Source organism: Klebsiella quasipneumoniae subsp. quasipneumoniae (assembly GCF_020525925.1).
GTDB classification, from domain to species: Bacteria; Pseudomonadota; Gammaproteobacteria; order Enterobacterales; family Enterobacteriaceae; genus Klebsiella; species Klebsiella quasipneumoniae.
In genome coordinates, this window is record NZ_CP084876.1 from 4,063,661 (window position 1) to 4,090,335 (window position 26,675).

The following is a 26,675-nucleotide window of genomic DNA, read 5'->3' on the forward strand; positions in this document are numbered from 1 at the left end:
TCTTACGCTCATTTACCAGGAATAATCCTAATATCATCATCACGGCCGGCGGTTTCTGAACGCGACGACTGCCTGCCTTAAGCCAATGATTGATAAGACATCTCTATTTTTCAGGCTGCGCGCCCGGGTCGGAGAATTTAATTCGTCTATTTTTAAGATAATTTCTCTCTGATAATTGTAATTTTTCGTAATAGCACGATGAAATCTGTTGGAGAGTGGATTATAGTTAAATCAGCAGGATTACTCAGTTAGTGTCAGGTCAGTTAGTCGTGTTCATCCCACAACGGTGTTTGTTAGTCGTCGTTTAAACCACTCAAAAGGGGATGCGTTATGGACGAATACTCGCCAAAAAGACATGATATCGCACAACTACGCTTTCTCTGCGAAACGCTGTATCATGACTGCCTTGCAAACCTGGAAGAGAGCAACCATGGCTGGGTCAACGACCCGACATCGGCTGTCAATCTCCAGTTAAATGAACTGATCGAGCACATTGCCACATTCGCCCTTAATTATAAAATTAAGTACGCTGAGGATAATAAGCTGATCGCTCAGGTTGACGAATATCTGGACGATACATTTACGTTGTTCAGTAACTACGGCATTAACTCTACGGATTTGCAAAAGTGGAAAAAATCCGGTAATCGGTTATTTCGTTGTTTTGTCAACGCCAGCCGGGAAAATCCGGCCAGTCTTTCGTGTTAGGATTATTACAATCAAAAGGTGGAATTATGTCTGATAAGCCATTAACTAAAACAGACTATTTGATGCGCTTACGCCGTTGCCAGACAATTGACACGCTGGAGCGCGTCATTGAAAAAAACAAATATGAACTTTCTGATAATGAGCTGGCGGTATTTTACTCAGCCGCCGATCATCGTCTGGCTGAACTGACCATGAATAAGCTGTACGATAAGATCCCGACGTCCGTCTGGAAATTTATCCGCTAATTACCGCGCCCGACGCGATCTGCTGACCGGGCGGTAATCGCCAGCCTCAGCAGGGTATCTTTGTGATAGTCATCACATCATTTAGCCAACAGCAAACCTGTAATCGGTTTCTTTTTTATACTGCTGCGGCCATCTAACGTCAGGTATAAGGAAGACCAATGAGTGAAGAAAAACGCAAAATGATCGCCGGTGAGCTCTATTTATCTGGCGACCCAACGCTACGCGCCGATCGTCTGCGCGCCAGACAGCTGCTGCACCGTTACAATCATTCCGCCCCGGATGCGCAGGAAGAACGTCAGCGTATTCTCGCCGAGCTGCTCGGTCGCGCTGGCGATGCGTATATCGAGCCAAGCTTTCGCTGCGACTACGGCTACAATATCTTTCTCGGCGCCGGTTTTTACGCCAATTTTGACTGCGTGATGCTGGACGTCTGTCCTATCCATATTGGCGATAACTGCATGCTGGCCCCGGGCGTCCATATCTATACCGCCACCCATCCGCTGGATGCTGAGGCCCGAAACAGCGGCCAGGAATATGGCAAACCGGTGACCATTGGCCACAATGTGTGGATTGGCGGTCGGGCGGTGATCAATCCCGGGGTGACCATTGGCGATAATGCGGTCATCGCGTCCGGAGCGGTGGTCACTAAAGACGTCCCCGCCAGTACCGTTGTCGGCGGCAACCCGGCGCAGATCATCAAGCGCCTTCCGCCGCCAAATGCGTAACTGTTATGCTTTTCTGTAACTGATCTGTTACTTTCTCCGCAGAATACTGCAACATAAAATAGCCTTCAGGCTGAGCCTGCCACGCCCGAGCCATCGGGCGCACGGGGCAGGCTTATTGCAGAATTCGGGGACCAAGATGACAGAAATACAACGCCTGCTTACTCACACCATTGACGAACTGAACGTGCAGGAAAAACGCGATAATCGCCCGCGTTTTAGCATCAGTTTTATCCGTAACCATCCGGGCCTGTTTGTTGCCATGTATGCCGCGTTTCTGGCGACGCTGGTGGTGATGCTGCGCTCTGAAACACTGGTGGATTCGGTCTGGTTGTTGGTGGTGCTGTTCATCCTGTTCAACGCTTTTTTCTTCTTTGACGTCTATCCACGCTATCGTTACGAAGATATCGATGTCCTCGACTTTCGTGTGTGTTACAACGGCGAATGGTACAACACCCGCTTTGTCCCCCGACAGCTGATCGACCGTATTCTGCAGTCGCCGGACGTCGATAGCGAGCAGAAGGCGCAGCTTAAAAAAATGGTCGACACCAAAGGCGATCTCTCCTTTTACGATGTCTTTACGCTGACCCGAGCCGGTACTGCGCAATAAGACGATTCAGCGTCCGCAGCGCCAGCGGATAGCGGGAAGCAGAAGTATTGCCATACCCCAGCACCAGCCCGCTCCGCCCCCGCCGCGGGTCGAGATAGAAATGACTTAGCGCAGCGGGCGCCAGCTGAAACTGACGCGCCTGCTGCGCTATCGCGCGATCGTCGATCCCCTCGATGGCCAGCGTCAGATGGAGCCCCCCTTCCCCACCAAGGACTTCGCACGGCACGGTGATCTCTTGCGCCAGCGCCTCGCGCAGCAGCTGCTGACGTTTGCGGTACAGACGACGCATCGCCGCCAGATGACGCGCATAGTGCCCCTTCTCGATAAAGCTGGCCAGCGCCCGCTGTTCAGCGCGGTGCCCTCCGCGCAGCAGCGCGCCAATGGCCTCCTGAGCGGCATCCGCCAGCGCGGGCGGCATTACCATAAAACCGATACGCAGCGCCGGAAAAAGGGTTTTGCTGAAGGTGCCGAGATAGACCACCGGGGCATCCGGGACCATTCCCAGCATCGCCGGGATCGGCTCTCCGCTGTGGCGAAACTCGCTGTCGTAGTCATCCTCCACAATCCACGCGCCGTGCCGATGGGCATACTCCACCAGCGCCAGACGCCGCGCGGCGCTCATAACGCTCCCAAGGGGATACTGATGAGAGGGAGAGGTGAAAATCAGCCGGGGTGGTTCTGCCGCGCCGTTGGCCATACACATCCCTTCATGATCGACGGCCATCCCACAGACCTGCAGCCCCGCCCGCTGGAAACCACTCCTGGCGCCCAGGTATCCCGGCTCTTCCTGCCACACGCTGTCGCCCGGGTTGGTCAACAGCGAGGCGCATAAGTTGACCCCTTCCAGCGCCCCCTCGGTGATGACGATCTGCCGGATATCGCACTGAATACCCCGGGAGAGCGCCAGATGGCGAGCGATCGCCTCCCGCAGTTGGGGATCGCCCGCGGCCTCACCGTAGCCCAGCAGCGTGCTGCCCTCGCCGCGCAATGCTTTATCCATTAACCGCCGCCACAGCGGCAGCGGGAAATAGTTCACCGCCGGCATGCCAGGCGTAAACGGCAGCGCCGGCGAGTCACGGCGCATAGCGGCTGGCAGCCCCTGCAGCCGCTCAGACAGCACAACGGGTGGCGCGTTTACCTCCTGCCGGCGGCTGGCGGCGAGCGGCACAACCTGCGTCCCCTGACGGCTTCGCGTCAGGTATCCTTCCAGCGTCAGCTGCTCGAGTGCGGCATTCACCGTATTGCGCGACAGATGCAGTCGACCGGCAATCACGCGCGATCCTGGCAAACGGCAGCTGGCCGCCAGAGTTCCCTGCAGGATGGCATGGCGCAAAGTGTGGTAAAGGGCGCGCTGCAGGGTTTCGTCCGTTCGCTGCCGCATCCCCTGCGTCACCAATCCATAAAACGCATCGTCCGGTATGTTCATGTCACCTCCTCGTGGATCCATAAAAACATACTCTGGTGGCACTTTTTATGGAACCACCCAGCGCGTACGCTGCCTGTACATCCCCAGTAAGGAAACCGCAATGTGTGAATACAATCAGTTTGGACAGGCGCTCGGCGCCGCGCTGCCCGACTGGCAACCCCGCCCCTGGCCAACGCGGCAGGTACTGCAGGGCAGCCGCTGTCGGCTCGAACCGCTCACCCTCGCCCACGCCAGCGATCTGTTTGCTGCCCACCAGCTGGCGCCCGACGCCCGCAGCTGGACGTGGCTGCTGCGCGAACCGGAAACCAGTCTGGCTGAATTTAGCGCCTGGGTGGCACAGGTTGCGACGCTGACCGATCCTATCCATTTCGCCGTCGTTGACCAGCAGCGCGGGACGGCGGTCGGGTCGCTGGCGTTAATGCGCATCGATGCCAACCACGGCGTGGTCGAGGTGGGGCATGTCCATTTCTCTCCGTTGCTGAGCCGAACGGCTATGGCCACCGAAGCGCACTGGCTGTTGATGCAGTATGTTTTCGGGACGCTCGGCTACCGTCGCTATGAATGGAAATGCAATAGCCTCAATACGCCGTCAGGCCGGGCGGCAAGGCGACTGGGATTTCAGTACGAAGGACGTTTTCGTCAGGCGCTGGTGAGCAAAGGACACAACCGGGACACGGACTGGTTTTCAGTGATTGATGGCGAATGGCCGCAGCTGGATAGCGCCATGCGCCAATGGCTGGCCGCCGACAATTTTACCGCCGACGGCCAGCAGCGCCGTCCCCTGGAAAGCTTCCGTTAACGACGTTTTTTGCGCCCCTGCACCGCTTTAAAGCGGGGGTTGCTCTTACAGATCACGTACAGCCGCCCTTTGCGTTTGACCAGCTGGCAATCCGGGTGGCGCTGTTTGGCGCTGCGTAATGAGTTAACGACCTGCATCATGCCTTCCTTTTTGCATCAATAAAGCCGCCGAAGCGCTGGCGGAAACGGGCCGCGCTACCCTCGCTGGCGAACGTTTTTTGTTTACCGGTGTAGTAAGGATGCGATTTCGATGAGACATCGATCGTCACATACGGATACGTCTCACCGTCGAGCTCAATCACGCGTTCGGTGCGGATGGTTGAGCCAACTTTAAAATATTCATTGGCGCTGGTGTCGTGAAACACCACCGTGCGATAGGGAGGATGGATATGGGCTTTCATGATGACCTCGTCATTATGTTATAACATAACAATTAAGTTACGCCGTTCCACGACAAAGATCAACCATGGTTATATCAGGGGTAATAACAAAGAGGCGAGTTTCCTCGCCTTTGGCTTCAGGGCGCCAGACGGTGAGCGATTGCGCGAAGTTGCTCCGCGATGGCCTGCAGATCTTTCCCCTGCTCGACTCTGGCGCCGCTGGAATGGCGAATCACCAGGCGCGCCGGCAGGATGGATGAGGTATGCGCCGCGCCGCTGGTACTGGCGAGGATCCGCCGCACCGCCTCTTTACCCTGCAGGTCGAGGTCCAGCGATACCGTACTCAATGCCGGATAGAAAAAGGAGCTTTCGTAGGTATCGTCATAGCCAATCACCGATTTCTCTCCCGGCACCGCCACCTGATGCTGATGGAAGGCGCTGAGCACCCCCAGCGCCATTTGGTCATTGCCCACCAGCACAGCGCTGAAGTTCGGCGTTTCACGCAGCATCTGCAGCGCGCCGGCGTAGCCGCTTTGCGCATCCCAGTTGCCGTGCAGGACGGTCACCGGCTTCAGGCCGTAGCCATCCAGGGTCTCCAGCCAGCTTTTCAGCCGCAGTTTGGCCGATACGGAGCTGTCCGGCCCCGCCAGCAGCGCGATCTCCCGATGCCCCATCTCGTAGAGATATTTGACGCTGGCCCGGGTGCCGTCCGCCGGGTTAAACGAAACGTTAAACACGGAACTGTAGGGATCAACATCGAGAAACAGGCAGACGATATCATCGTTGTCAGCGGCGATTTTCTGCGCCTGTTCGGTCTCCAGCGGCACGTTGATAATGACCTTATCCACCCGCTGAGACTTCAGCTCATTGATGGAATCCTGGATGCTTTGGTTGACGCTCTCATCGATCATCGAAATCAGGACCTGGTAACCTTCCAGATTGGCATAGCGTTTTACCGCCGCCGCTACCTGGGAGGGGGCATGCCAGGCCAGCGAAATCGTCACCAGCCCCACCGTCTGGCTCTCCTTCCCCACCAGCTGCTGCGCCAGCCGGTTGGGCACATAGCGTAGAGCCTCTATCGATTTCTCCACCTTGCGGCGCGTCGCTTCGGATACATTGGCAGATTTGTTGAGTACCCTGGACACGGTCTGGTAAGAGACACCCGCATGACGTGCGACGTCTTCCAGAGTAGCGCTTTTAGACTTCATGGTCCGGTTCCTTATGTTGTTATCCCATGATTGTAACAGGGGCCATTTGAAAAAACGCTCACCGCCACTTCTCATCGCAAAATTAGACCACAAAAAGTATTACGTTCACAACCAGGTTAATTGTGAATCACCTCACTCATCACAACAAAAACCAGCGTTATTATTTGCACTTAGTCACACAATAATCATATCTCGTTTGCCTGAAGTTACATTTAGGCATTTTATGACATCAGTTATGTGAACGTAATACAAAACAATAAGAGGATAGAGATGAATACGACACTGCGCGCCCTTTCCACAGCATTAGCCGCTGCGCTAATCACCCCTTCCGCCTTTGCGGCTACCGCTGCGATCCCGACCGTTGATTTTCATGGCTATTTGCGCGCCGGGGTTGGGGTCTCCGGCGACGGTAGCGAAGCGGAATGGCAAAAGAACAAGCTAGGCCGGTTGGGGAACGAATCGGATACCTATGGCGAACTGGAATTGGGCTCCGAGGTCTACAAAAAAGATGATGTCAGTTTCTATCTCGACAGCATGGTCAGCATGGTCTCCGATGGCTCTAACGATAATGAAACCACGCTGAACGATGACGCGCAGTTCGGCTTACGTCAGCTGAATCTGCAGATCAAAGGGCTGATCCCGGGCGATCCGAATGCGGTGATCTGGGGCGGCAAACGTTACTATCAGCGTCACGATCTGCACATCATCGATACCAAATACTGGAACATTTCCGGCTCCGGGGCCGGGGTGGAAAACTACACCCTTGGCCCGGGCGCCGTCTCGCTGGCGTGGATCCGCGGCGATGCCAACGACGTTGACTATCGCGTCGATGGCGACAGCAACGTCAATATCAACTATATCGATTTACGCTATGCGGGATGGAAGCCGTGGTCCGGGTCGTGGACCGAATTCGGCATCGACTACGCCATGCCGAACACCACCAAAAAACAGGACAGCTACGGCGGGCTGTACGATGCCGAAAATGGCGTGATGCTAACCGGTGAAATCAGTCAGGATATGCTGGGCGGCTATAACAAAACCGTGCTGCAGTATGCCAACAAAGGGCTGGCGCAGAATATGGTCTCCCAGGGCGGCGGCTGGTACGATATGTGGAACTACGTGAATGACGCCACCGGTTATCGCGTGATTAACACCGGTCTGATCCCCATTACCGAGAAGTTCTCCATCAACCACGTTCTGACCTGGGGCTCGGCGGATGATATTACCGACTACACCGACAAAACGCGAATGCTGTCGCTGGTCGCCCGCGGGCAGTATCAGTTCACCGACTACGTGCGCCTGATTGGCGAAGTCGGCGGTTTCTATCAGAAAGACAGCTACAACAATGGCACCAGTTACAAACAGGCCGGTGAGAAATATACCATTGCGCTGGGTCTGGCGGACGGGCCGGACTTTATGTCACGTCCGGAATTACGTATTTTCGCGTCGTATCTGAATGATTCCGAAGATGGTAAACCATTTGAAGACCAGACGGCGAATAATACCTGGAATTTCGGCGTGCAGGTTGAGGCCTGGTGGTAATATCGCTCTGGTAAGAAAAATACGTTATTGATATCTCCAACGCTAAGGTCATTAATTACCCTCCGGTAATCATTATTGCCACTGCTGTCTTTGTCTTATTTTCGGGATAACCTGTTTTCAGGTTATCCCATTTTATTTATTTCCGCGCGGCAAAATGGTCATCCAGCAATTGACGTAGCGCATCGGACTGCTTACCGAAAATAGCATGAACCTGCTGACCAAGAATAATGACGCCCAGCGCGCCCTGCTGCTGTAATGCGTCAGAGTCCACGGCCGCCAGATGACGAACCGTTACCCGCAGACGGGTAATACAGGCGTCCACTTGGGTAATATTCGCTTCACCGCCGAAGGCCTGAATCAGCGCCTCGATTTGCTGTTTTTCCGCTTCGCTTAACGGCTGTGCCGGACGCGCAGGCGAGAAATAGTGCAGGAAAGATTTTAAACTCACCATCATAAACTCCAGGGTAATAGATAAAAAAAAGCCTGCTCGGCAGAGCAGGCGTGGAGAAAAAGGATTACGCGTGGCGACGGAGAATACGGCAATCCCATGCTGACAGGGTCAGCGGGTCCGACACCGCCGCGTCGGTCAGGCAATCCCGATACCCTGGCGGCAGGCTCAGGGTATGGCTTTGCGCGCTGTAGTTCTGCAGGAAGACAAACGTACTCTCACCGTCGGTGCGCGCGGTGGCCACCACTCCGGGCGGTAAATCCGCCGCGATCGCCCGCGGCAGCGCCAGCTCCTTGCTCAGGGCGGCAAAAAAGTCGCGCTGGAAGGCCAAATCGTTGCGGGAGGCCACATGCCAGGCTTTACCTTTCCCGAAGCCGTTCACCGTCACCGCTGGCCTTCCGGCATAAAAATCATCCCGGTAGGTGGCCAGCGTCTGCGCGCTTTCGGTATGGATCAGTTCACAGAGATGGCGCACCTGATAGGGGCCCTGAAGACCGCACTGATTCCCGGCCAGGCCCTGCACCAGATTAAACTCGCCGTCATTCAGACAGTCGATCTCCTCCGCCCAGATGCCCAGAAGATTGCGCAGCGGGCCCGGGAAGCCGCCGAGATAGCAGAGATCGGACTCGTTGACGATGCCGGTCCAGTAGGTAGTCACCAGATGGCCGCCGCTGGCGACGAACGCCTCCGCCCGCCCGGCAAAGCCTTCGCGCACCATGTATAACATCGGGGCGATCACCAGCCGGTACGGCGTTAAATCAGCGTCGGCGTCAATCACATCGACGGCGATGCCCTGCTCCCAGAACGGACGGTAGTGCTCATTGACCGTCTTCTCATACTCCATACCCAGATTGCGCGGCCCCTGGGCGTCATCAAGCGCCCAGCGGTTCTGCTGGTCGAAGATAATCGCCACTTTCGCCTCGGTGCGACCCCCCCTCACCGCCGGCAGCTTGCTGAGGATCTCGCCGAGCTGGCTGACTTCACGGCCAATGCGGGTATCAATATGCCCAACGTGGTCGACCACCGCGCCGTGGAATTTCTCAACCGAACCACGGCTCTTGCGCCACTGGAAATACTGCACCGAGTCGGCGCCATGCGCCACCGCCTGCAGCGAAGAGAGAATATGCATCCCCGGTTTCTTCAGTTTGCTGGTCGGCTGCCAGTTGGTGGCGCCCGGCGTGGACTCCATCAGCACAAACGGCTGGCCGCCCTTCAGGCTGCGCATCATGTCGTGATACATCGCGGTATAGCAGGCCAGCGCGGTTTCGTCTTTGTCGCGGTGCCACATCGGATAGCTGTCCCAGGAGATAAAGTCCAGCACCTCCGCCAGCTGCCAGTAGTCGTAATCGTAAAAATACTCCATAAAGTTGGTGGTCACCGGCAGGGCGGCATTCGCCGCCTTCAGCGGGGTGATTTCATGGCGGCAGAAATCGGTCACCTGGGCGGTATTAAAGCGATGCCAGTCCAGATTCAGGCCGTGGATCGACACCTCGCCCTGCGGCGCAGGCGATTCAATCTGCGACCAGTCGCTGTAGGTATGGCTCCAGAAAGTGCTCCACCAGGCCTGGTTGAGATTCTCCAGGGTCTGGTACCGCGCCTTCAGCCAGTCGCGAAAGCGAGTCTGGCAACGCTCGCAATGACATTCGCCGCCATATTCATTGGAAATATGCCAGCCCAGCACCGCCGGGTGCGCAGAATAGCGCTCCGCCAACAGGGTATTGATTTTAAGGGTCTTCTCACGATACACCGGCGATGACATACAGTGGTTGTGACGGCCGCCGTGCAGGGCTGGCACCCGATCGCGCCCCACCCGCAGAACCTGTGGATAGCGCTGTGACATCCACGCCGGACGCGCGCCGCTCGGCGTGGCCAGAAAAACATGAATGCCGGCGGCATACAGTTTATCGAGGATAGTATCCAGCCAGGCGAAATCAAATACCCCTTCGCGCGGCTCAAGTTTCGCCCAGCTAAATATTCCCACCGACATCACATTACATTTTGCCTGCTGCATCATGGCAATGTCTTTATCAATAATATCGGGGTCATTCTCCCATTGTTCCGGGTTATAATCTGCGCCATGCAGCAGCGTATTAACCTTTGGATGTAAAGGTGCAAATTTATTCATAATAAACTTCCTGAAAAGAACGACAAAAAATTAATTAAATACTTTTACCGACGGCAATACTTTTCCCTGGCAATCAAATAGCGCCTGATTTTCACGCGCATTGCCCTCTTTCCATTCGTCATGGATATATTTCATCCCCGCCGGGGTGGCCCAGGTATTTCCCGGAACGGCAATCCACGTGGGCTCCCAGTAAAAAATCCCTTTGCCGCGCTGGTCGGGAACATCGATGACAGCCTGCATCAGATCGTGGATATAGCGATATTGTCCCTGCACGCTGGCGGGATATCCCCCGTCCTTTTCCTCTTTGGCCTGGAAACTATTTTCCGCGTTATCGCAATTGGCCAGGGTATAGGCATAGGCCGCCTCGACGACAATAACGTCTTTGTTATAGCGTTTGCTGATGTCATCCATATTGGCCTTCATGGCGCTGATCGGCCCGTTCCAGTAGGTGTACATCGACAAACCGATCACGTCATACGGCACATGGCGTTTCTCTATTTCGTCAAACCACCAGCGGAAGGTATCGTTTTTGGTCCCTTCAGCCAGATGCAGCATGATTTTCACCTGCTCGCCGTTGTGCAGGTTCGCCTTCAGGCCATCAATGGCCGCGTTCAGCAGACCAGCCAGCCGGTCGAACTCTCCGCCCCCCTGCCCCCAGCTTTTCCCTTCCGGCCACAGCATACCGCCATTGATCTCATTGCCGATCTGCACCATATCCGGCAGGACGCCCGCCTGCTTAAAGCGGGCGATGGTATCCCGGGTATAGTCATGAATCGCCGTTTTCAGCTGCGGGTAATCCATCTTTTCCCAGGCCTTCGGTTTGAACTGCTTGCCGGGATCGGTCCAGAAATCGCTGTAATGAAAGTCGAGCAGCAGCTTCATTCCCTGGGCTTTCGCGCGTTTCGCCAGCGCCAGGGTCGTGACCAGATCGTTATTCCCACCGCCATAGCCCTCGCCGCTTGCCGATTGCGGATCCACCCACAGGCGGAGGCGAACATAGTTGACGCCGTTCTCTTTCAGAATGGCGATCGGATCCTTACGCTGGTTATTCTGGTCGTAGAAGGTCGCCCCGTGCTTTTCAGCATCCAGCAGCGTGGAGATATCCGCGCCTTTAATAAAGTCCGCCGGCATGCCCTGAAAGGCGCGGGTTTCAAGCGCGTCCGCCGCCAGCGAAGGGGGGGAAAAACTGCATGCCAGACAAACCGCAAGCCATGCGGGTGTAAATCTTTTCATGTGCTTATCCTTTAGTACTGCCCGAGGTCAGGCCGGAGACGAAGTATTTTTGTAACGCCAGATAGAGGATCGCGACCGGCACGGCAATCAGCACCGCCCCCGCCGCGTAGGTGGTGTAGCTGGCCCCCATTTTTTGCGCCACCAGGTTATACAGACCGATAGGCAGGGTGTATTTATCCGGGGTACGCAGGATGGTGCTGGAGAGGATGAAATCCCCCAGCGGGCCGGTGAAGGAGAACAGCGCCACCACCGCGAGGATCGGCCTCGACAACGGCATGATGATCTCGATAAAGATGCGAAAGCTGCTGGCGCCGTCCATGCGGGCGGACTCATCCAGATCTTTGGGGATCGCGTCGAGATACCCCTTCATCAGCCAGGTGTTCATCGGGATCATTCCCCCGACGTAGATCAGCACCAGCGCCAGATGGCTGTTAATCAGGCCAAGCAGTTGCGACAGCACAAAGATGGCAATCAGCGCGGAAAACTGCGGGATCATCTGCAGCAGCAGGAACAGCATCAGCCCGTTCTGCCGCCCTTTAAAGCGGAAGCGGGAGAAGGCGTAGGCGGTAAAGCTGACGCTAATCAGGGTCAGCACCATGGTCAGGAAGCTGATTTTCATCGAGTTCCAGTACCAGGTAAGGTAATTCACATTGCCATTGAACAGATCGGCATAGTGCTGGAACGACAGATTTTCCGGAATGATCGAGGTACTCAGCAGGCTATTGCCGGCGTTCAGCGACGCCCCGACGGTCCAGACCAGCGGATAGATAATCACCACCGAGACCAGGATAACCACCAGCCAGGTGAGAGAGAGTCGGATCCACTTTTCGCGTTTAATACTGGGTGATTGAGCCATGTTGCTTCCCTTACGCCATGTCGTCATTTTTGAAGGATTTGGTGGCGCGGAACTGCCACAGCGCCAGGCCGACGACGAAGATCGACAGCAGGATAGTGATGGTCGCCGCGATGGCGTACTGCGACGAGGACATCGTCAGCTTATAGATCCACGACACCAGAATATCCGTCCCGCCGGCGTTAGATCCCGCCACCGCAGGGCCGCCGTTGTTAAACAGATAAATGATGTTGAAATTATTAAAGTTGAAGGTGTACTGGGTGATGATGATCGGCGCGATCGCGTACAGCACCAGCGGCAGGGTGATGGTGCGTAGGCGGGTAAAGGCGCTGGCGCCGTCCATCGTCGCCGCTTCATACAGATCGTCCGGGATCGCCTGCAGCACGCCGGTGGTCATGGCAAAGACAAACGGGAAGCCAAGCCAGGTCTGCATCATGATCAGCGCGGTTTTGGTCCAGAACGGGTCGGTCAGCCATGCCTTTGGACTGATGCCGAAGAATGACAGGATCGCGTTGTTAATCACCCCGAAGGAGTCATTGAACATCCCGGCAAAGACGAGGATGGTGACAAACCCCGGCACCGCCCACGGCAAAATAAAGATAGTGCGGATCAGCGGCTTAAAGCGCAGATCTTTTTGGTTCACCAGAATCGCCAACAGCACGCCCACCGTACACTGCAGGGTGGTCGCCAGCAGCGTCCACACCACGGTCCACTGCAGCACATCCAGGAAGGTGGAGCGCCAGATGGAGAGGGTGAAAATATTGACGAAGTTTTTCAGGCCCACCCAGTCCACCAGCTTCGCCGGCGGCGTGTGGTACAAGTTATAGTTGGTGAAGGCGATGGCGAAACCAAACAGAATGGGAAAGATCACCACAAAGACCAGCAGAATAAAGCCTGGCGTGATCATCAGGTACGGGAAGCCATCGCTCAGCAGCATCTGGTACTGCTTACGAACGCTGTTCAGCGCGACCCCCTCATCGCGTTTTTTGCCGTTCAGCCACGCGTCCCGCAGCGAGAGAAAATAGATCAGCACGCCAAAAGCGACGATCAGCACGCTGATAATCCCCTCCGCTAACAGGAAGATAGAGTTATCCCGGGGCACCTCTTCACCCAGGGTATAGAGCCCCCACAGCCCCTCGCGCAGGAAATCATAAAAAATACCCAGAAAGCTGCTCAACAACACCAGGAAGACCAGCCCCTTCAGCCACTGGCGATGATAAAACTGGCCGAAACCCGGCACGATTGCCAGCAGCAGGCCGCACCACGCATGGCGCCCGGGCCCGCGCGCGTCGCTAAAATTTTCGCTGGAATGGATGCTCACACTCGACTCCTTCTACAAACGGGAGGTCCCCCTCCCGCTCGGTGACTTCACGTGACGGTAAATTACTGATTGCTGGCCTGCATCGCTTCGATCTGCATCTTGATCTGTTTCACCGCGTTATCGAGCGCGGCCTGCGGCGCCTGCTTGCCGGTGAGGCTCAGTTCAAGCGCGGCATTAGCCGGCCCCCACACTTCCCCCATCTCCGGAATGCCCGGCATGGCCATCGCCCGCGCCGACTGTACGGCGACGGCGCTGGCCTTTTCGTCATTTTTAATCACCGGGTCGTCAATCATCGCCTTCAGCGGCGGGATTTCGCCGGTGGCGACATAGCGGGCTTTTACATACTGCGGCTGGTTGATGAACTCGATAAACTGTTGCGCCAGCGCCTTGTCTTTACTCCAGGTCGATACCACGTAGCCCTTAACGCCGAGGAAGGAGCTCATCGGCTTGCCGTCCGGCAGGGTCGGCAGCGGCACCACGCCATAGTTGATACCGGCGGCTTCATACGGCTGGAAGGCCCAGGGGCCGTTGATCACCGCTGCCGCTTTTTTCTCGGTAAACAGCGAATCAATGGCGTTCAGCCCGTTATCGCCGAGGATCCCTGCAGGGAAAGCCTTCTCGGCATAGAATTTTTTCAGGAAGGTCACGGCTTCCACAGCGCCGGGAGTATTGAGCCCCACCTGCTGCGGGTTGAAACCGCCGCCGTCGTTCTTCGCGAAGATATAGCCGCCCATCGGGCCAATGGCTCCCCAGCTGTAGTAGATCTGATCAAACTTCGCCAGCAGGCCGTATTTGTTCTGCTCGCGCTGGGTCTTCGAGTAGTCCAGCCAGGCCTGCAGGCTGTCCAGCGGCTTGTCGATCAGGTCCTTGTTGTAGATAAGCACCAGGGTTTCTACCGCTTTCGGGATGCCGTACAGCGCGTTGTCCATGCGGAAGGCATTGATAGAGGCTGGCGTAAAGGCATCCTGTTTCGCCTGCTCGACGTTGAGCGGCGAGAGAAGCCCCTGAACGACGGCGCCGCCGAGCTGGTCATTCGGGATCACCAGCACGTCCGGCCCAATGCCCGCCGGGCCGTCGAGGCGCAGCTTTTCCAGCTGCTGGGCATAAGGCATCTCCTGCAGATTGACCTTCACGTTGTACTGCTTCTCAAAATCGCTGACCGCGGTTTTGATGCCAGTGGATTTTTTAATGTCTTCCCAAACGTTGAGCTGCCCGGCGGCCTGCGCCTGCAGGCTGGTAAGTTGCCCCGCCGCGAGGGTGGTAAGGATCAGTGCAGCAAGCGTGTTCTTTTTCATTATCAACCTCATGTGAAGGTATAACAATTTAATGGTTTTTATTTGAATTACGTCTGTCAGCTAGAAAAAAAATCATTTCAAACTGCGTTGTTACATAGAAAACAGACGCTGATTCGCTTTTGTTATACGCTACGCTTTGATTAGGGATAAAACTACCATAAGCTGCCAGTTGTGTGATCATCCTTGCAGAAATGAAACGCCGCTGTATGGCGCAAAATCCGCGGAAGTTATAGTCAGGACATGATTTTAGCGCTGTTGAATATCGTCACGCTGCTTTGTTACACGTAATACAATTTCACTCAACTCAGCGACACGCCAACGGCAAACAACGGCTACTCACTTCGGGGAATGTGGATGTCCAATATACGACTGAGGAATGTCACCAAAAGGTTCGGCAGCACGGTGACGCTGCACCAGGTCAATCTCGATATTGAAGATGGCGAGTTTGCAGTCTTCGTCGGCCCTTCCGGCTGTGGAAAATCGACGCTGTTACGTATGATTGCCGGGCTGGAAGAGGTTAGCGACGGGGAAGTGCTGATCGGCGATGAGGTGATGAACGATGTGGTCCCCGCCCGCCGCGGCGTGGCGATGGTTTTTCAGTCCTACGCGCTCTACCCGCACATGACGGTGGCGGAGAATATGGGCTACGGGCTGAAGGTGAATAAAGTGCCGAAAGCGGAGATCCGTCGCCAGGTGGAAATGGTGGCCAAAACGCTGCAGCTCTCTCACCTGCTGGACCGTAAACCGAAGCAGCTCTCCGGCGGCCAGCGGCAGCGCGTGGCCATTGGCCGCGCTATCGTGCGTAATCCCCGGGTGTTTATGTTCGATGAGCCGCTTTCTAACCTCGACGCGGAACTGCGCGTCGATATGCGCCTGCATATTGCCCGCCTGCACCAGGAGCTGAAGACCACCATGGTGTATGTCACGCACGATCAGGTGGAGGCGATGACTCTCGCTGATAAAATCGTGGTCATGAACTACGGAAAGGTTGAACAAATGGGTTCGCCGATGGCGCTTTACTACAATCCGGTCAACAAATTCGTCGCCGGTTTTATCGGCTCGCCAAAGATGAACTTTTTACCCGCCACCGTCAGCGACTGGCAGCCAGAGCGTTTAACGGTCACCCTCGCCCAGGACCATCAGCTCACCCTGAACGTTGCCACCCAACCGCTTAACCCCGGCGCCGCGGTAACGCTGGGGATCCGGCCAGAGCACCTCACGCCTGAAGTCTCCACCGGTACCCTGGTGGAGTTTCAATGTGAAGTGGTGGAACGTCTGGGCAACAATACCTACCTGTTCGGCCAGTGCTATTGTCACGATAACGTCAAGGTTCTGCTGCCCGGCGACGTCCATTTCCGCCCGTGGCAGAAGATTAATCTGGCCTTCGATGACCGCTTCTGCATGGTGTTTGATGAGAACGATCTGCGCATCAGCGCCGATATCACGGCACCAGACGCGCACTAAGCCAACATATTGCTGTCATCTGCGCAGCGTATGCTGCGACTGAATGCCGGAATACATCCTGCCCGGCATTCACACCCTCATTTTTATTCTGCTGCATCGGAATCATCCTTCTCTCCCGGCATCGCAGGCTATTGTGATGCCGGTTTTTTTCCCCACACAGCGCGATTTCTCCCACTGCGCCCGGTTTATCTTTCGCATATACTGATGACACCCGGCGAACGATAAGGACACAGGCATGAGGACCCGGCATCTGATGGCGCTGTTTACAGGGGTGCTGATACTGGCCATCATCCTGCCCATCTCGCTCAGCATCTGGCAGGCGGCGCGGCAGGCCAAAATGCAGTTCTATCGTGAACTGGATGATTATTCCAACCGCATCGTCGTCCGCACGCTGCAGGTCGCCGATCAGGCCCGGGAAGCGCTGCGGGAGGCCGATGCACATACAGCCTCGTCCTGTAGCCCTGAACATCTGCTCATGCTCCGCCGGATCGCCTATACCCACCGCTACGTTCAGGAAGTGCTCTGGCTGCAGGATTCCGTGCCGCAATGCTCCTCCCTGGAAGACCATAGCGTCGCGGTGACCTTCCCGCCACCGGACCACATTGCCTCCGACGGCTATCGCACCTGGCTGACCTCGATTAACGATCTTGGCCTCAATCACCAGATGACGGCCATGGCCAGCCAGCAGCATATGGTAATGATCGATCCCATCTCCTTCATTGATGTGGCGCCCGTCAGCGAGGAGAAGATCCATAGCATGCTGTTTGGTTTGGACCATCTGAAAATGGTGATCAGCAGCCAGCCGCTGCCGGCGAAGGCCTGGCAACGGATTAAAGACCCGCACCTGAATATGCTTACCCTGGATAATACGGTCTACCGGATCCAGCGCATTCCCGAGCTGGGATCCGGCATTGTGACCTGGTCATCCACCCTGCCCCTGCAGCAGCACATACGACAGCAGTTGATCTTCTGGCTCCCGGCCGGCATCTTCACCAGCCTGCTTGCCACCTGGCTGCTGCTGCGCCTGCTGAGACACCTGCGTTCACCGCGTAACAGTATGCTGGACGCCCTCCATTCCCAGGCGATTCAGGTTCACTATCAGCCGATTATTTCATTGCAGGACGGGAAAATCGCCGGAGCCGAAGCGCTGGCGCGCTGGCAGCAACCCGACGGTACCTATTTATCGCCGGATATCTTTATTCCCCTGGCCGAGCAGACCGGGCTGATCACCCAGCTGACGGAAGATATCGTCAGGAAAATTTTCGCCGATCTGGGCCCCTAGCTGAGGCAGCGGCCGGAAGTGCATATCTCCATCAACCTGTCGGTGGATGACTTACGCTCTCCCACCCTGCCCACGCTGTTACACGATCAGCTGCAGCACTGGGGGATCGCCGCCGAACAGATCATCCTTGAGATCACCGAGCGCGGGTTTGTCGACCCGGAGACCACCATGCCGGTGATCGCTCACTACCGTCAGGCTGGCCATCGGATCTCGATTGACGATTTCGGTACCGGCTACTCCAGCCTGAGCTATCTGCAGAAGCTGGACGTCGACACGCTGAAAATCGATAAATCCTTTGTCGATACCCTCGAGTACCGGCCGCTGACGCCGCACATTATTGAAATGGCCAAGGCGCTCAATCTGACCACCGTCGCCGAAGGGGTGGAAACCGAAAGCCAGCGCGACTGGCTGCGACAGCATGGCGTTCAGTACGCCCAGGGGTGGCTGTACAGCAAAGCGCTGCCAAAAGAGTCATTTATTCAGTGGGCGGAAGATAATCTCCATGCGCATTAAGCGGCAGGCAGCCTGCGCAGAAGGTCAGCGGGCGCAGCCTCTTCGCCGCCCTCTGCCGGAGGCTACTTCAGATAGGATTTAATCACCTGCATCACCGTCTCCAGATCCGCTTCACGCTGCGTCTCATCTGGCTCTTTCACCACATGGTCGGTCAGATGCCCCTGGATAACCTGCAGCATCATGCCATTGACCGCGCCGCGGATCGCCGCCAGCTGCTGTAGCACCTCAGCGCACTCATGCTCGCGATTAAGCATTTTCTCTAATGCGGTACTCTGCCCCTGAATTTTCTTCAGCCGGGTCAGTAACTTCTTTTTGTCTCTCACTGTGTGTGACATTGCGCGATCCACCGTTTTATTCTGCCGTCATTGCCCGACCTTCGACGCCGGCAACGCCTGCCAGCATAGCATGATCCCTTTTATCAGCCTCTTTTTCTACTGGGGGGTAGTATTTTACTACTGGGGGGGGAGTAGCATAGAGCCACTTTTGGCAAGGATCCCGATATGAACGATTTCACTTCCCTTCTGCAGCAGGGCAATGCCTGGCTGTTTATTCCCAGCGCGATACTGCTCGGCGCGCTGCACGGCCTTGAACCCGGCCACTCAAAAACGATGATGGCCGCCTTTATCGTGGCAGTACGGGGAACCTTAAAGCAGGCGGTTCTGTTGGGGCTGGCGGCGACGGTCTCGCATACCGCGGTGGTCTGGCTGATCGCCATGGCCGGCCTGTGGTTTGGCCGCGGCTGGAACGCCCAGACTTCTGAGCCCTGGTTTCAGCTGATCTCGGGGATTGTCATTGTGTTGATTGCCTGCTGGATGCTCTGGCGCACCTGGCGCGAATCGCGGCCCCACGCCCACCACCATCATCCTCAGCACGGGCACGACCATGACCATGACCATCATCATCATGAACATCATGACCACCATCATTCTCACTCCCCTGGCGCGCCGCTGGTGGCGGAGGAGTGGCAGGACGCGCATCAGCGGGCCCATGCTCAGGAGATTAACCGGCGCTTCGATGGCCGCCAGGTGACGACCGGGCAGATTGTGATGTTTGGCCTGACCGGCGGGCTGATCCCCTGCCCGGCGTCCATTACCGTGCTGCTTATCTGTTTACAGCTGAAGAAATTCTCGCTGGGCGCCACGCTGGTACTGGGCTTTAGCGTCGGTCTGGCGCTGACGCTGGTGGCTTCCGGGGCTATCGCCGCCCTGAGCATGAAACATGCCACCCGCCGCTGGCCGTGGCTTAACGACATCTCGCGCAAAGCGCCCTGGATCTCAGGCTTACTGATTATTGTGGTGGGGATCTACATGATGCTTCATGGCCTGAGCGGCCTGTAAACCACAATGCGCCCTCTTCTTGACGACGAGGGCGCGGGTTCCCTTCAGGAGACGCTCTCCCGGGGAGTGCTGACCGCCCGGCGGCGGACGGGCTGGCTGAACCACGGCAGGCACAGCTGGATCAGCGGCCCAATCGACAGCGCGTAAATGACGGTTCCGACGCCAAACTTGCCCCCCAGCAGACAGCCAATCAGCAACACGGAGAGCTCGATCGCCGTACGGATACCGCGCAATGACCAGCCGGTGCGAGCGTGCAGGCCGGTCATCAGGCCATCGCGCGGACCCGGGCCAAAGCCCGCGCCAATGTACATCCCGGTGGCGATAGCGTTCATCACAATCGCCACCACCAGCAGCGCACTGCGCGCCACCAGCGACTCCAGCGGAGGCAGGACGGCCAGCGTGGCGTCCGCCGCCAGCCCCAGCACGATAACATTACTCACCGTGCCGAGCCCCGGCATCTGCCGAATCGGGATCCATAGCAGCAGCACCGCGGCGCCGGTCAGGATAATCACGGTCCCGAAACTGATCCCCAGCTGTTTAGCCACCCCAAGATGAAAAACGTCCCACGGATCGGCGCCGAGATTAGCATGCACGAAGAGCGCCGTGGACACGCCGTAGAGCACCAGACCGATATATAACTGCAGCAGGCGACGAAGCATATTTTTTCCTCAACATCATTGCGAATGCCCTCATCATCAGCAAAAATGGACTGATAATTAATGGCCAGTTTTGGAAAAGTGGATCGCTATGTCAGCCCGACGCTTTGGAACACAGTCCCTGGTACGCCTGCTTGGCAACTGGCAGGAGTCCAGTTCCCGCACACCGCTATGGCGCCAGCTGGCGGAAGCGCTCCGCCTGCTGATCCTCGATGGCCGTCTGACGCTACAGACGCGCCTGCCCGGCGAGCGCGAGCTGGCGGCAGCCCTCAACGTCAGCCGGACGACCATCGCCAGCGCCCTCGGCCAGCTGCGGGAGGAGGGGTTTCTCCATAGCCGCCAGGGGAGCGGGTCGCGCATTGTCCTGCCGGAACGCCCTGCCGATCTGCCGCCGCACTCTGCGACCCCCTCGACGATCAATCTCTCTACCGCTGCCCTCAGCGCCGGTCCGGAGGTCCATCAGGCCTTCCAGCACGCCATGACCCTGCTGCCGCCCTATCTCACCCAGACCGGCTACGATCAGCAGGGGCTCCCGGTGCTGCGGGAAGCGATTGCCCGGCGCTACAGCGAACGTGGCCTGCCGACGCGGCCCGATGAAGTGATGGTGGTCAACGGCGCGCTCAGCGCCTTCGCGCTGATCCTGCGTCTGTTCACCGGCCCCGGTGACCGGGTGGTCATTGACGCCCCGACCTATCCAATGGCCATCAGCGCCATTCAGGGCGCCTCCTGCCGGCCCGTCGGGGTCGCACTCCCCCAGCAGGGATGGGACTGCGATGGATTAGCGGCGACCATTGCGCAGACCGCGCCGCGTCTGGCATGGCTGATGCCGGATTTTCACAACCCTACCGGGCGCTGTATGGATGCCCCTACCCGCCAGCGGGTCGCGGACATCGCGGCCAGGACGCGAACAACGCTGGTGATCGATGAGACCATGGTCGACCTCTGGTATAACGCCCCGCCCCCGCCGCCGCTGGCCTGCTTTAATCCCGATGCCGCGGTGATCACTATCGGTTCGGCCGGGAAAAGTTTCTGGGGGGGACTGCGCATCGGCTGGATCCGCGCCAGCGCGCGAACGATCGCCTCGCTGATTCAGGCCCGCGACTCTCTGGACCTGGGTACGCCGCTGCTGGAGCAGTTGGCCTGCAGCTGGCTGCTGGCAAACGCCGCCACGCTGCTGCCGCCGCGACGGGAGATGCTGCAGGCGCGCCGGGACATGTGCGAAGTGCTGATGAAAGAGTATTTTCCCCGCTGGCGCTTTACGCCACCGGAAGGCGGACTCTCTTTTTGGGTGGAACTCCCTGACATGCTGGCCACCCTGTTCTCTGCGCGGGCGGAAAGCCAGGGGATCCATATCGGCACCGGGACGCGGTTTGGTCTGGAGGGCGCGTTCGATCGCTATTTACGTCTGCCGTTTACCTTGCCGGACGAAGCATTGCGCCAGGCCTTCTCCACGCTACAACCATTGTGGCATAGCCTTGCAGAACAGCGGGAAAATACGCGTTTGCGGAAAATAATATAAGAAAATATCGACGGGCTGGCTTCAGCCCGTCAAAAGTCCGTCATCCATGAGGTATATGAGATGTTTTTATAAAATTGCCTGGGTATCCTGCCATCTGGTTATGGCAACCCGGTGACGGAAATAAGGCAATTTCATTAATGCTGGCGCGGAATAGGAAACCCTTTCAGGGAAATAATAAAGCCATCTTCATCTTTTTTAATTTTAGCGCCGGTGTCACACCAGTCGGAGGCAATGCGAAAGAACTCATCACTACCGATATTCCAGTTCAGGCGGACGTGTTTTACGTATCCTGAGCGCAACATATCGCAGGCTTCGCTATAGTTGCTGGCTGTAGAGAATTGTTGTTTCATTTTTTCTTCTTCAGAAGTTTTCTTAATGCTTTGATTTCTTTAGGGGTTAATGGCGTCGCTTCCTCTTCGGTATGCTGGCTGTCAATGTCCTCTTCCGTCACCCCCGCCTCACCTGCTGATGCCTCCAGCTGAAAAGCCAGCTGCAGCAGCTTTTCCGTTGCCGTACCCAGGTTCTCGTTATTCACTTCCGCATAATGACGCAACTTCTCTTTTAACTCAGCGTCAATTTTTACATTCAAAACCACTGTGGTCATAGCTACGCTTCCCGTGCAATAAAATCATCATAATTAATACACGAAGTTAACATGCTGATCCAGAGATATATTTATAGCATGGATCTGGCAACAAATTCCCAGCAATAAGATGCGCTTTGTTTATGACACGAAAATGACATTAATATTGCAGTAGCATTTCAGATTTATGACAAGTCAATATTATGGAATAAAAACGGGTTGTTTTAGCAACAAAAAATAATATGTGATCTGTATCAGGTATTAAATATAGCAGGAATAAAGACCGGGAAAATATAAGGGATATATCATGAGGGCGAAATGGGTGGGGGCCCTGCCAGCTACATCCCGGCACACACGTCGTCTGCTCTGGCTGCTTCCTTCCGGACCTGACCTGGTAAACAGAGTAGCGTTGCGGGAGAACCAACAGAGCCCCCATTGAGAGCGTTGTTACCCAACGCGCTGGCGCATTATCCCTGCTGACCTGGTGAATTGCAAGCGCGCCCCGACTGCCTGCTGGTTTATTGCGCAATAACGCGAATAAAACCAGTCACTCACGCTCAATCTGTGAGAGTGAGAGCGTGCGCTCAGCACACTGCCGGGATATCCACCATACTTATCCACCTTATGTTCTCTTTTATCATCAGCGCATTGTCTCTACGGTAATCGAATGACTGACTCATCACCACAGACCATCACTCTGCCTTTGCCCGCCATTGAAGGGATGACCATCGCCTTTCAGGGGGTGAATTATCTGCGCCCTGAAAAAATGCTCGACTTCGTGACTATCAGTCAGGCGCCGGTGCGGGCGGTCACGCCGCTGGCGCTGCTCTATTCCACCGTTGGCGTGCTGCGTCAGGTGGAACTGCGCAAGCTACCGGTCTACATCAGCGGTCGGGTGGTCTACCCCATCTCGTCGCTGACCATGCCGGGCCTGCGCGCGAAGCTGATCATCAACGCCACCTCGCAGCGGTTAAAATTCCTGGAGAGCCTCATCGCCAGTTCACCTTCCGACAATGTCCATGGCATGCAGATCCTCGGCCTGGCCCTGACGTTCACCGTCGAACAGCCCGCCTGATCTGCAGGCTGTACAGCCTGCAGATCAGCGCTTATGCTGGCATTTTTCGGGTAACAGGACTGAATATGGATCCGCTCGATACATTTCCCCAACGTGTCTGGCACATTGTGGCGTCAATACCGGAAGGGTATGTCACGACCTATGGCGATGTCGCCAGGCTGGCCGGTTCTCCGCGCGCGGCGCGCCAGGTGGGCGGTGTGCTGAAGCGTCTGCCGGAAGGGTCCACTCTGCCCTGGCATCGGGTGGTCAATCGCCATGGCGATATCTCCCTCACCGGCCCCGATCTGCAGCGGCAGCGTCAGGCATTGCTGGCCGAAGGGGTACAGGTCTCCGGCAGCGGCCATATCGATCTCCAGCACTATCGCTGGGTTTACTGAAGACAAAAAAAAGCCCCCATCCGGGGGCTCATCGAGCTTACTGTGCGACAGGCACGGCGGTCTGCTGAACCGGAACCAGCGTCAGGTCGGCATGGGTGCCCCCCTGGTTGATCACCGTCTGCACGGTATCGGTAATGAACATCAGCTGGCCATTAACCGTAATCGCTGCGCTCAACAGAATGCGGGCGTTCGGTTGAATATCTGCCGGGTTGTAAGGCAGGGCAAAGTTAAATGGCGCCTGCTTGCCTTCGGTACGCACCGCTTTTTGCGACAATACGCGGGCTGGCGCATCTGCCAGAGAAGCATCCGACAGGGTCACCGTCAGCACCGCATCCGGCGGTAATGCGATTCTCTGGCGGATATTAATCGTCCCCGTGACGCTCGGCTGCTGCTGCGCCACGCTCAGCGTCGCAATACCGTAAGGGTCGGGTGCGGCTGCCTGAGCGGAAGAACTGGTGGAGTGGTGATTAGCACAGGCGGTCAGCGTCGCGGCGACGGCTAAGGCACTAAACATATAGGCAAATTTCATGATGTTCTCCTTATCATCCCTTTATACCCAGGAGGATGTTCCGCCGCTTCGCCGGCAGGAACTTTCGTGTCGTCAATAAGTGTGGCACAGATCTCAGATTTCTTCCTGTTGACCGGTTGTTATTCAGATTATTACACCGATCGGACCACTTGCGATTCCAGGTTATACTTTGCCACATTACGCGCACGGCGCCGCCATTGTTAATTGAGGATAAGTATGAGTCAGGCACTCTCTAACCTGCTGGCATTATTAGATCTGGAAAAAATTGAGGAAGGGTTGTTCCGTGGACAGAGCGAAGACCTGGGATTGCGCCAGGTTTTTGGCGGCCAGGTGGTGGGCCAGGCGCTGTATGCCGCAAAAGAGACCGTGCCCGTTGAACGTCTGGTGCATTCGTTTCACAGCTACTTTCTGCGCCCCGGCGACAGTCAAAAACCGATCGTCTACGATGTGGAGGTCCTGCGCGACGGCAACAGCTTTAGCGCCCGCCGGGTCGCCGCTATCCAGAACGGGAAGCCGATCTTCTATATGACCGCCTCCTTCCAGGCGCCAGAGCACGGCTATGAGCATCAGAAAGCGATGCCGGACGCCCCCTCCCCTGACGGACTTCCTTCGGAAACCGACATCGCCCGCAAGCTGGCGCATCTCCTGCCGCCGCAGGTGAAAGACAAATTCCTCTGCGATAAGCCGCTGGAGATCCGCCCGGTGGAATTTCATAACCCGATGAAAGGCCATATCGCCGAGCCGGCGCGCCAGGTCTGGCTGCGCGCCAACGGCGCCGTCCCCGACGATCTGCGCATTCATCAGTATCTGCTGGGCTATGCCTCGGACTTTAACTTCCTGCCGGTGGCGCTGCAGCCGCACGGCGTTGGTTTCCTTGAGCCCGGCATGCAGGTCGCCACCATCGACCACTCAATGTGGTTCCATCGGCCGTTTAATATCAATGAGTGGCTGCTGTACAGCGTTGAAAGCACCTCGGCCTCCAGCGCCCGCGGCTTCGTTCGCGGCGAGTTTTACACGCAGGATGGCACGCTGGTTGCCTCAACGGTCCAGGAAGGGGTGATGCGCAACCGCAACGCATAAAAAAGCCTCCCTGACGGGAGGCTTTTTGCTACATGGAGAAGGGTTTTCTGTCAGGCGTTGTAGGCGTTTTCGCCATGGCTGTTGACGTCCAGCCCTTCGCGCTCCTGCTCTTCCGGTACGCGTAGCCCTACGGTCATATCCGCCACTTTGTAGCCGATGAAAGCGACGACGCCGGACCAGACCACGGTAATGCCGATACTTTCCAGCTGCACCAGCAGCTGATGGCCCATGGTGACGCCTTCCGCATAACCGACGCCGCCCAGAGAAGCCGCCGCGAAGATACCGGTCAGGATACAGCCGACGATGCCGCAGACGCCGTGGACGCCGAAGACGTCGCAAGGGTCATCCACACGCAGCCAGCGTTTCAGCGCAGTCACGCCCCAGATGCCCGCCAGGCCAGAGGCGATACCGACGATCAGCGCGCCGCCGACACCGATATAACCACACGCCGGCGTAACGCCAACCAGACCGGCAATTGCCCCGGAGCAGGCGCCCAGCAGTGAAGGTTTGCCGCGCAGAGCCCATTCGCCAAAGGTCCACGCCAGGATAGCCGCGGCGGTCGCCACGACGGTGTTAACGAACGCCAGGGCCGCGATTTCATTCGCTGCGCTGGCAGAGCCGGCGTTGAAGCCGAACCAGCCCACATAGAGGATAGCGGTGCCGGTGAACACCATCGGCAGGTTATGCGGTTTGAACGCTTCTTTGCCGAAGCCCACGCGTTTGCCCATCATATAGGCGCCCACCAGCCCGGCGACCGCGGCGTTGATGTGCACAACGGTGCCGCCGGCGAAATCCAGCGCGCCATGGGTCGCCAGCAGACCGCCGCCCCAGACCATATGCGCAATCGGCACGTAGGAGAGCGTCATCCACACTACCACGAAAATCAGCACCGCGGAGAAACGGATACGTTCAGCCAGCGCGCCGACGATCAGCCCGACGGTGATGCAGGCGAACGAGCCCTGGAAGGCGACGTGGATATACTGATAGAAGGTGCCCATCAGCGCTTTCAGTTCAATATTTTTCAGCATTACCCAGTCAAAGCTGCCGAAGAAGCTGCCGCCGGTGCCGAAGGCCAGGGTATAGCCATAAATGACCCACAGTACGCAGACGAGGCCAAAGGTGACAATCACCTGCGTCAGCATGGAAAGAACGTTCTTACCGCGGATCAGCCCGCCGTAAAACAGCGCAATCCCCGGGATAGTCATAAACAGAACCAGCGCGGTGCAAATCATCATAAACGCATTATCGGCTTTGTCCGCCACCGCAGGCGCGGCCATCGCCAGCCCCGGAAGAAGGGCTAACGCCCCCAGACCCGATTTCATTGTTGCCATTTTCATTGTTTCGTTCCC

At 56.8% G+C, this 26,675-nt stretch carries 29 protein-coding genes, 1 other RNA gene and 1 pseudogene; 13 read left to right on the top strand and 18 right to left on the bottom strand.

What is annotated here, in order from left to right; all coding sequences use genetic code 11:
* Positions 1-330: 330 nt before the first annotated feature.
* The 3 genes from tomB to maa all read left to right on the top strand — a co-directional run bounded on the left by tomB (position 331) and on the right by maa (position 1,675).
* A complete protein-coding gene (gene tomB / locus LGM20_RS19575) occupies positions 331-705 on the top strand; it encodes an Hha toxicity modulator TomB (protein ID WP_002892066.1) in 375 nt (124 codons plus the stop codon).
* Positions 706-731: 26 nt separating this feature from the next.
* The gene (locus LGM20_RS19580; RefSeq protein WP_002892050.1) at positions 732-950 is read left to right on the top strand and encodes an HHA domain-containing protein; all 219 of its coding nucleotides are present in this window, start codon (positions 732-734) and stop codon (positions 948-950) included.
* A 158-nt stretch (positions 951-1,108) separates the two neighbouring features.
* Positions 1,109-1,675 (top strand): maltose O-acetyltransferase, encoded by a 567-nt coding sequence (maa, locus tag LGM20_RS19585; RefSeq protein WP_023288643.1) that lies wholly within the window; start codon positions 1,109-1,111, stop codon positions 1,673-1,675.
* Here maa and LGM20_RS19590 read toward each other — a convergent pair.
* Entirely contained in the window at positions 1,647-1,769 is a 123-nt protein-coding gene (locus LGM20_RS19590) for a hypothetical protein (RefSeq protein WP_044521294.1), read from the bottom strand. The two genes, maa and LGM20_RS19590, sit on opposite strands and share 29 nt — an antisense overlap.
* Before the next feature lie 42 nt (positions 1,770-1,811).
* Here LGM20_RS19590 and LGM20_RS19595 point away from each other — a divergent pair, with 42 nt between their 5' ends.
* On the top strand, positions 1,812-2,282 hold the full coding sequence (locus LGM20_RS19595) for a YlaC family protein (RefSeq protein ID WP_023288642.1): 471 nt from the start codon (positions 1,812-1,814) through the stop codon (positions 2,280-2,282).
* Here LGM20_RS19595 and pdxR read toward each other — a convergent pair.
* The gene (pdxR, locus tag LGM20_RS19600; protein WP_044521291.1) at positions 2,251-3,708 is read right to left on the bottom strand and encodes a MocR-like pyridoxine biosynthesis transcription factor PdxR; all 1,458 of its coding nucleotides are present in this window, start codon (positions 3,706-3,708) and stop codon (positions 2,251-2,253) included. The genes LGM20_RS19595 and pdxR overlap by 32 nt on opposite strands.
* Positions 3,709-3,808: 100 nt before the next feature.
* Here pdxR and LGM20_RS19605 point away from each other — a divergent pair, with 100 nt between their 5' ends.
* Positions 3,809-4,507, top strand: coding sequence for a GNAT family N-acetyltransferase (locus LGM20_RS19605; protein WP_044521289.1), 699 nt, complete (start codon positions 3,809-3,811; stop codon positions 4,505-4,507).
* On the opposite strand, the gene ykgO is transcribed toward LGM20_RS19605, so the two are convergent.
* From ykgO to LGM20_RS19620, 3 genes are all read right to left on the bottom strand, one after another.
* The gene (gene ykgO / locus LGM20_RS19610) at positions 4,504-4,644 is read right to left on the bottom strand and encodes a type B 50S ribosomal protein L36 (protein WP_002892018.1); all 141 of its coding nucleotides are present in this window, start codon (positions 4,642-4,644) and stop codon (positions 4,504-4,506) included. The two genes, LGM20_RS19605 and ykgO, sit on opposite strands and share 4 nt — an antisense overlap.
* Positions 4,644-4,907: a type B 50S ribosomal protein L31 gene (locus tag LGM20_RS19615; RefSeq protein WP_004204754.1), complete on the bottom strand. Its 264-nt coding sequence runs from the start codon at positions 4,905-4,907 to the stop codon at positions 4,644-4,646. Before LGM20_RS19615 ends, ykgO begins: the two co-directional genes overlap by 1 nt.
* Positions 4,908-5,023: 116 nt before the next feature.
* Positions 5,024-6,094 (bottom strand): LacI family DNA-binding transcriptional regulator, encoded by a 1,071-nt coding sequence (locus tag LGM20_RS19620; protein ID WP_023288639.1) that lies wholly within the window; start codon positions 6,092-6,094, stop codon positions 5,024-5,026.
* A gap of 270 nt (positions 6,095-6,364) precedes the next feature.
* On the opposite strand from LGM20_RS19620, the gene LGM20_RS19625 reads away from it, so the two are divergent.
* Positions 6,365-7,636: a maltoporin gene (locus LGM20_RS19625; protein WP_023288638.1), complete on the top strand. Its 1,272-nt coding sequence runs from the start codon at positions 6,365-6,367 to the stop codon at positions 7,634-7,636.
* Positions 7,637-7,772: 136 nt separating this feature from the next.
* On the opposite strand, the gene LGM20_RS19630 is transcribed toward LGM20_RS19625, so the two are convergent.
* The 6 genes from LGM20_RS19630 to LGM20_RS19655 all read right to left on the bottom strand — a co-directional run bounded on the left by LGM20_RS19630 (position 7,773) and on the right by LGM20_RS19655 (position 14,911).
* The gene (locus LGM20_RS19630) at positions 7,773-8,087 is read right to left on the bottom strand and encodes a glucose PTS transporter subunit EIIB (protein ID WP_023288637.1); all 315 of its coding nucleotides are present in this window, start codon (positions 8,085-8,087) and stop codon (positions 7,773-7,775) included.
* A gap of 64 nt (positions 8,088-8,151) precedes the next feature.
* On the bottom strand, positions 8,152-10,209 hold the full coding sequence (locus LGM20_RS19635; RefSeq protein WP_044521286.1) for a beta-galactosidase: 2,058 nt from the start codon (positions 10,207-10,209) through the stop codon (positions 8,152-8,154).
* Positions 10,210-10,239: 30 nt separating this feature from the next.
* Positions 10,240-11,442: a glycoside hydrolase family 53 protein gene (locus LGM20_RS19640; RefSeq protein WP_044521284.1), complete on the bottom strand. Its 1,203-nt coding sequence runs from the start codon at positions 11,440-11,442 to the stop codon at positions 10,240-10,242.
* Positions 11,443-11,446: 4 nt separating this feature from the next.
* The gene (locus LGM20_RS19645) at positions 11,447-12,298 is read right to left on the bottom strand and encodes a sugar ABC transporter permease (protein ID WP_004204761.1); all 852 of its coding nucleotides are present in this window, start codon (positions 12,296-12,298) and stop codon (positions 11,447-11,449) included.
* Positions 12,299-12,308: 10 nt separating this feature from the next.
* The gene (locus tag LGM20_RS19650) at positions 12,309-13,616 is read right to left on the bottom strand and encodes a carbohydrate ABC transporter permease (RefSeq protein ID WP_017898898.1); all 1,308 of its coding nucleotides are present in this window, start codon (positions 13,614-13,616) and stop codon (positions 12,309-12,311) included.
* A 62-nt stretch (positions 13,617-13,678) separates the two neighbouring features.
* Entirely contained in the window at positions 13,679-14,911 is a 1,233-nt protein-coding gene (locus tag LGM20_RS19655) for a maltodextrin ABC transporter substrate-binding protein (RefSeq protein WP_044521281.1), read from the bottom strand.
* Positions 14,912-15,265: 354 nt separating this feature from the next.
* Between LGM20_RS19655 and LGM20_RS19660 the strand changes: the two genes are divergently transcribed.
* Both LGM20_RS19660 and LGM20_RS19665 read left to right on the top strand, forming a co-directional pair.
* Entirely contained in the window at positions 15,266-16,375 is a 1,110-nt protein-coding gene (locus LGM20_RS19660) for an ABC transporter ATP-binding protein (RefSeq protein ID WP_044521277.1), read from the top strand.
* 235 nt (positions 16,376-16,610) lie between these two features.
* Positions 16,611-18,170, top strand: a pseudogene (locus tag LGM20_RS19665) (EAL domain-containing protein).
* Between the two features lie 62 nt (positions 18,171-18,232).
* Here the strand turns inward: LGM20_RS19665 and LGM20_RS19670 are convergent.
* Complete coding sequence (locus LGM20_RS19670; RefSeq protein WP_004204767.1) at positions 18,233-18,505, bottom strand: metal-sensing transcriptional repressor; 273 nt, start codon at positions 18,503-18,505, stop codon at positions 18,233-18,235.
* Between the two features lie 165 nt (positions 18,506-18,670).
* Between LGM20_RS19670 and LGM20_RS19675 the strand changes: the two genes are divergently transcribed.
* Positions 18,671-19,507, top strand: a complete 837-nt coding sequence (locus LGM20_RS19675) for a nickel/cobalt efflux protein RcnA (protein ID WP_044521274.1) — start codon at positions 18,671-18,673, stop codon at positions 19,505-19,507.
* Positions 19,508-19,551: 44 nt separating this feature from the next.
* Here the strand turns inward: LGM20_RS19675 and yczE are convergent, their stop codons facing one another.
* On the bottom strand, positions 19,552-20,166 hold the full coding sequence (gene yczE / locus LGM20_RS19680) for a membrane protein YczE (protein WP_032453862.1): 615 nt from the start codon (positions 20,164-20,166) through the stop codon (positions 19,552-19,554).
* An 88-nt stretch (positions 20,167-20,254) separates the two neighbouring features.
* On the opposite strand from yczE, the gene yczR reads away from it, so the two are divergent.
* Positions 20,255-21,682 (top strand): MocR-like transcription factor YczR, encoded by a 1,428-nt coding sequence (gene yczR / locus LGM20_RS19685; protein WP_044521273.1) that lies wholly within the window; start codon positions 20,255-20,257, stop codon positions 21,680-21,682.
* Positions 21,683-21,816: 134 nt separating this feature from the next.
* On the opposite strand, the gene LGM20_RS19690 is transcribed toward yczR, so the two are convergent.
* The 3 genes from LGM20_RS19690 to ffs form a co-directional block, all read right to left on the bottom strand.
* Positions 21,817-22,032: a hypothetical protein gene (locus LGM20_RS19690; RefSeq protein ID WP_004142688.1), complete on the bottom strand. Its 216-nt coding sequence runs from the start codon at positions 22,030-22,032 to the stop codon at positions 21,817-21,819.
* The gene (locus LGM20_RS19695) at positions 22,029-22,286 is read right to left on the bottom strand and encodes a hypothetical protein (RefSeq protein WP_023288627.1); all 258 of its coding nucleotides are present in this window, start codon (positions 22,284-22,286) and stop codon (positions 22,029-22,031) included. Before LGM20_RS19695 ends, LGM20_RS19690 begins: the two co-directional genes overlap by 4 nt.
* A gap of 308 nt (positions 22,287-22,594) precedes the next feature.
* An RNA gene (ffs, locus tag LGM20_RS19700) (signal recognition particle sRNA small type) lies at positions 22,595-22,691 on the bottom strand.
* 241 nt (positions 22,692-22,932) lie between these two features.
* Between ffs and LGM20_RS19705 the strand changes: the two genes are divergently transcribed.
* Positions 22,933-23,340, top strand: coding sequence for a hypothetical protein (locus LGM20_RS19705; protein ID WP_017898905.1), 408 nt, complete (start codon positions 22,933-22,935; stop codon positions 23,338-23,340).
* A gap of 65 nt (positions 23,341-23,405) precedes the next feature.
* The gene (locus LGM20_RS19710; RefSeq protein ID WP_023288626.1) at positions 23,406-23,717 is read left to right on the top strand and encodes an MGMT family protein; all 312 of its coding nucleotides are present in this window, start codon (positions 23,406-23,408) and stop codon (positions 23,715-23,717) included.
* A gap of 37 nt (positions 23,718-23,754) precedes the next feature.
* On the opposite strand, the gene LGM20_RS19715 is transcribed toward LGM20_RS19710, so the two are convergent.
* On the bottom strand, positions 23,755-24,246 hold the full coding sequence (locus LGM20_RS19715; protein WP_023288625.1) for a YbaY family lipoprotein: 492 nt from the start codon (positions 24,244-24,246) through the stop codon (positions 23,755-23,757).
* Positions 24,247-24,462: 216 nt separating this feature from the next.
* Between LGM20_RS19715 and tesB the strand changes: the two genes are divergently transcribed.
* Complete coding sequence (gene tesB, locus LGM20_RS19720; RefSeq protein WP_032453859.1) at positions 24,463-25,326, top strand: acyl-CoA thioesterase II; 864 nt, start codon at positions 24,463-24,465, stop codon at positions 25,324-25,326.
* A gap of 50 nt (positions 25,327-25,376) precedes the next feature.
* On the opposite strand, the gene amtB is transcribed toward tesB, so the two are convergent.
* Positions 25,377-26,663, bottom strand: a complete 1,287-nt coding sequence (amtB, locus tag LGM20_RS19725; RefSeq protein ID WP_044521270.1) for an ammonium transporter AmtB — start codon at positions 26,661-26,663, stop codon at positions 25,377-25,379.
* Positions 26,664-26,675: the final 12 nt, after the last annotated feature.

Coding starts and splice junctions, on each gene's coding strand:
- tomB (WP_002892066.1), top strand. CDS start 331: ATGGACGAATACTCGCCAAAAAGACATGATATCGCACAACTACGCTTT.
- LGM20_RS19580 (WP_002892050.1), top strand. CDS start 732: ATGTCTGATAAGCCATTAACTAAAACAGACTATTTGATGCGCTTACGC.
- maa (WP_023288643.1), top strand. CDS start 1,109: ATGAGTGAAGAAAAACGCAAAATGATCGCCGGTGAGCTCTATTTATCT.
- LGM20_RS19590 (WP_044521294.1), bottom strand. CDS start 1,769: ATGGCTCGGGCGTGGCAGGCTCAGCCTGAAGGCTATTTTATGTTGCAG.
- LGM20_RS19595 (WP_023288642.1), top strand. CDS start 1,812: ATGACAGAAATACAACGCCTGCTTACTCACACCATTGACGAACTGAAC.
- pdxR (WP_044521291.1), bottom strand. CDS start 3,708: ATGAACATACCGGACGATGCGTTTTATGGATTGGTGACGCAGGGGATG.
- LGM20_RS19605 (WP_044521289.1), top strand. CDS start 3,809: ATGTGTGAATACAATCAGTTTGGACAGGCGCTCGGCGCCGCGCTGCCC.
- ykgO (WP_002892018.1), bottom strand. CDS start 4,644: ATGCAGGTCGTTAACTCATTACGCAGCGCCAAACAGCGCCACCCGGAT.
- LGM20_RS19615 (WP_004204754.1), bottom strand. CDS start 4,907: ATGAAAGCCCATATCCATCCTCCCTATCGCACGGTGGTGTTTCACGAC.
- LGM20_RS19620 (WP_023288639.1), bottom strand. CDS start 6,094: ATGAAGTCTAAAAGCGCTACTCTGGAAGACGTCGCACGTCATGCGGGT.
- LGM20_RS19625 (WP_023288638.1), top strand. CDS start 6,365: ATGAATACGACACTGCGCGCCCTTTCCACAGCATTAGCCGCTGCGCTA.
- LGM20_RS19630 (WP_023288637.1), bottom strand. CDS start 8,087: ATGGTGAGTTTAAAATCTTTCCTGCACTATTTCTCGCCTGCGCGTCCG.
- LGM20_RS19635 (WP_044521286.1), bottom strand. CDS start 10,209: ATGAATAAATTTGCACCTTTACATCCAAAGGTTAATACGCTGCTGCAT.
- LGM20_RS19640 (WP_044521284.1), bottom strand. CDS start 11,442: ATGAAAAGATTTACACCCGCATGGCTTGCGGTTTGTCTGGCATGCAGT.
- LGM20_RS19645 (WP_004204761.1), bottom strand. CDS start 12,298: ATGGCTCAATCACCCAGTATTAAACGCGAAAAGTGGATCCGACTCTCT.
- LGM20_RS19655 (WP_044521281.1), bottom strand. CDS start 14,911: ATGAAAAAGAACACGCTTGCTGCACTGATCCTTACCACCCTCGCGGCG.
- LGM20_RS19660 (WP_044521277.1), top strand. CDS start 15,266: ATGTCCAATATACGACTGAGGAATGTCACCAAAAGGTTCGGCAGCACG.
- LGM20_RS19670 (WP_004204767.1), bottom strand. CDS start 18,505: ATGTCACACACAGTGAGAGACAAAAAGAAGTTACTGACCCGGCTGAAG.
- LGM20_RS19675 (WP_044521274.1), top strand. CDS start 18,671: ATGAACGATTTCACTTCCCTTCTGCAGCAGGGCAATGCCTGGCTGTTT.
- yczE (WP_032453862.1), bottom strand. CDS start 20,166: ATGCTTCGTCGCCTGCTGCAGTTATATATCGGTCTGGTGCTCTACGGC.
- yczR (WP_044521273.1), top strand. CDS start 20,255: ATGTCAGCCCGACGCTTTGGAACACAGTCCCTGGTACGCCTGCTTGGC.
- LGM20_RS19690 (WP_004142688.1), bottom strand. CDS start 22,032: ATGAAACAACAATTCTCTACAGCCAGCAACTATAGCGAAGCCTGCGAT.
- LGM20_RS19695 (WP_023288627.1), bottom strand. CDS start 22,286: ATGACCACAGTGGTTTTGAATGTAAAAATTGACGCTGAGTTAAAAGAG.
- LGM20_RS19705 (WP_017898905.1), top strand. CDS start 22,933: ATGACTGACTCATCACCACAGACCATCACTCTGCCTTTGCCCGCCATT.
- LGM20_RS19710 (WP_023288626.1), top strand. CDS start 23,406: ATGGATCCGCTCGATACATTTCCCCAACGTGTCTGGCACATTGTGGCG.
- LGM20_RS19715 (WP_023288625.1), bottom strand. CDS start 24,246: ATGAAATTTGCCTATATGTTTAGTGCCTTAGCCGTCGCCGCGACGCTG.
- tesB (WP_032453859.1), top strand. CDS start 24,463: ATGAGTCAGGCACTCTCTAACCTGCTGGCATTATTAGATCTGGAAAAA.
- amtB (WP_044521270.1), bottom strand. CDS start 26,663: ATGAAAATGGCAACAATGAAATCGGGTCTGGGGGCGTTAGCCCTTCTT.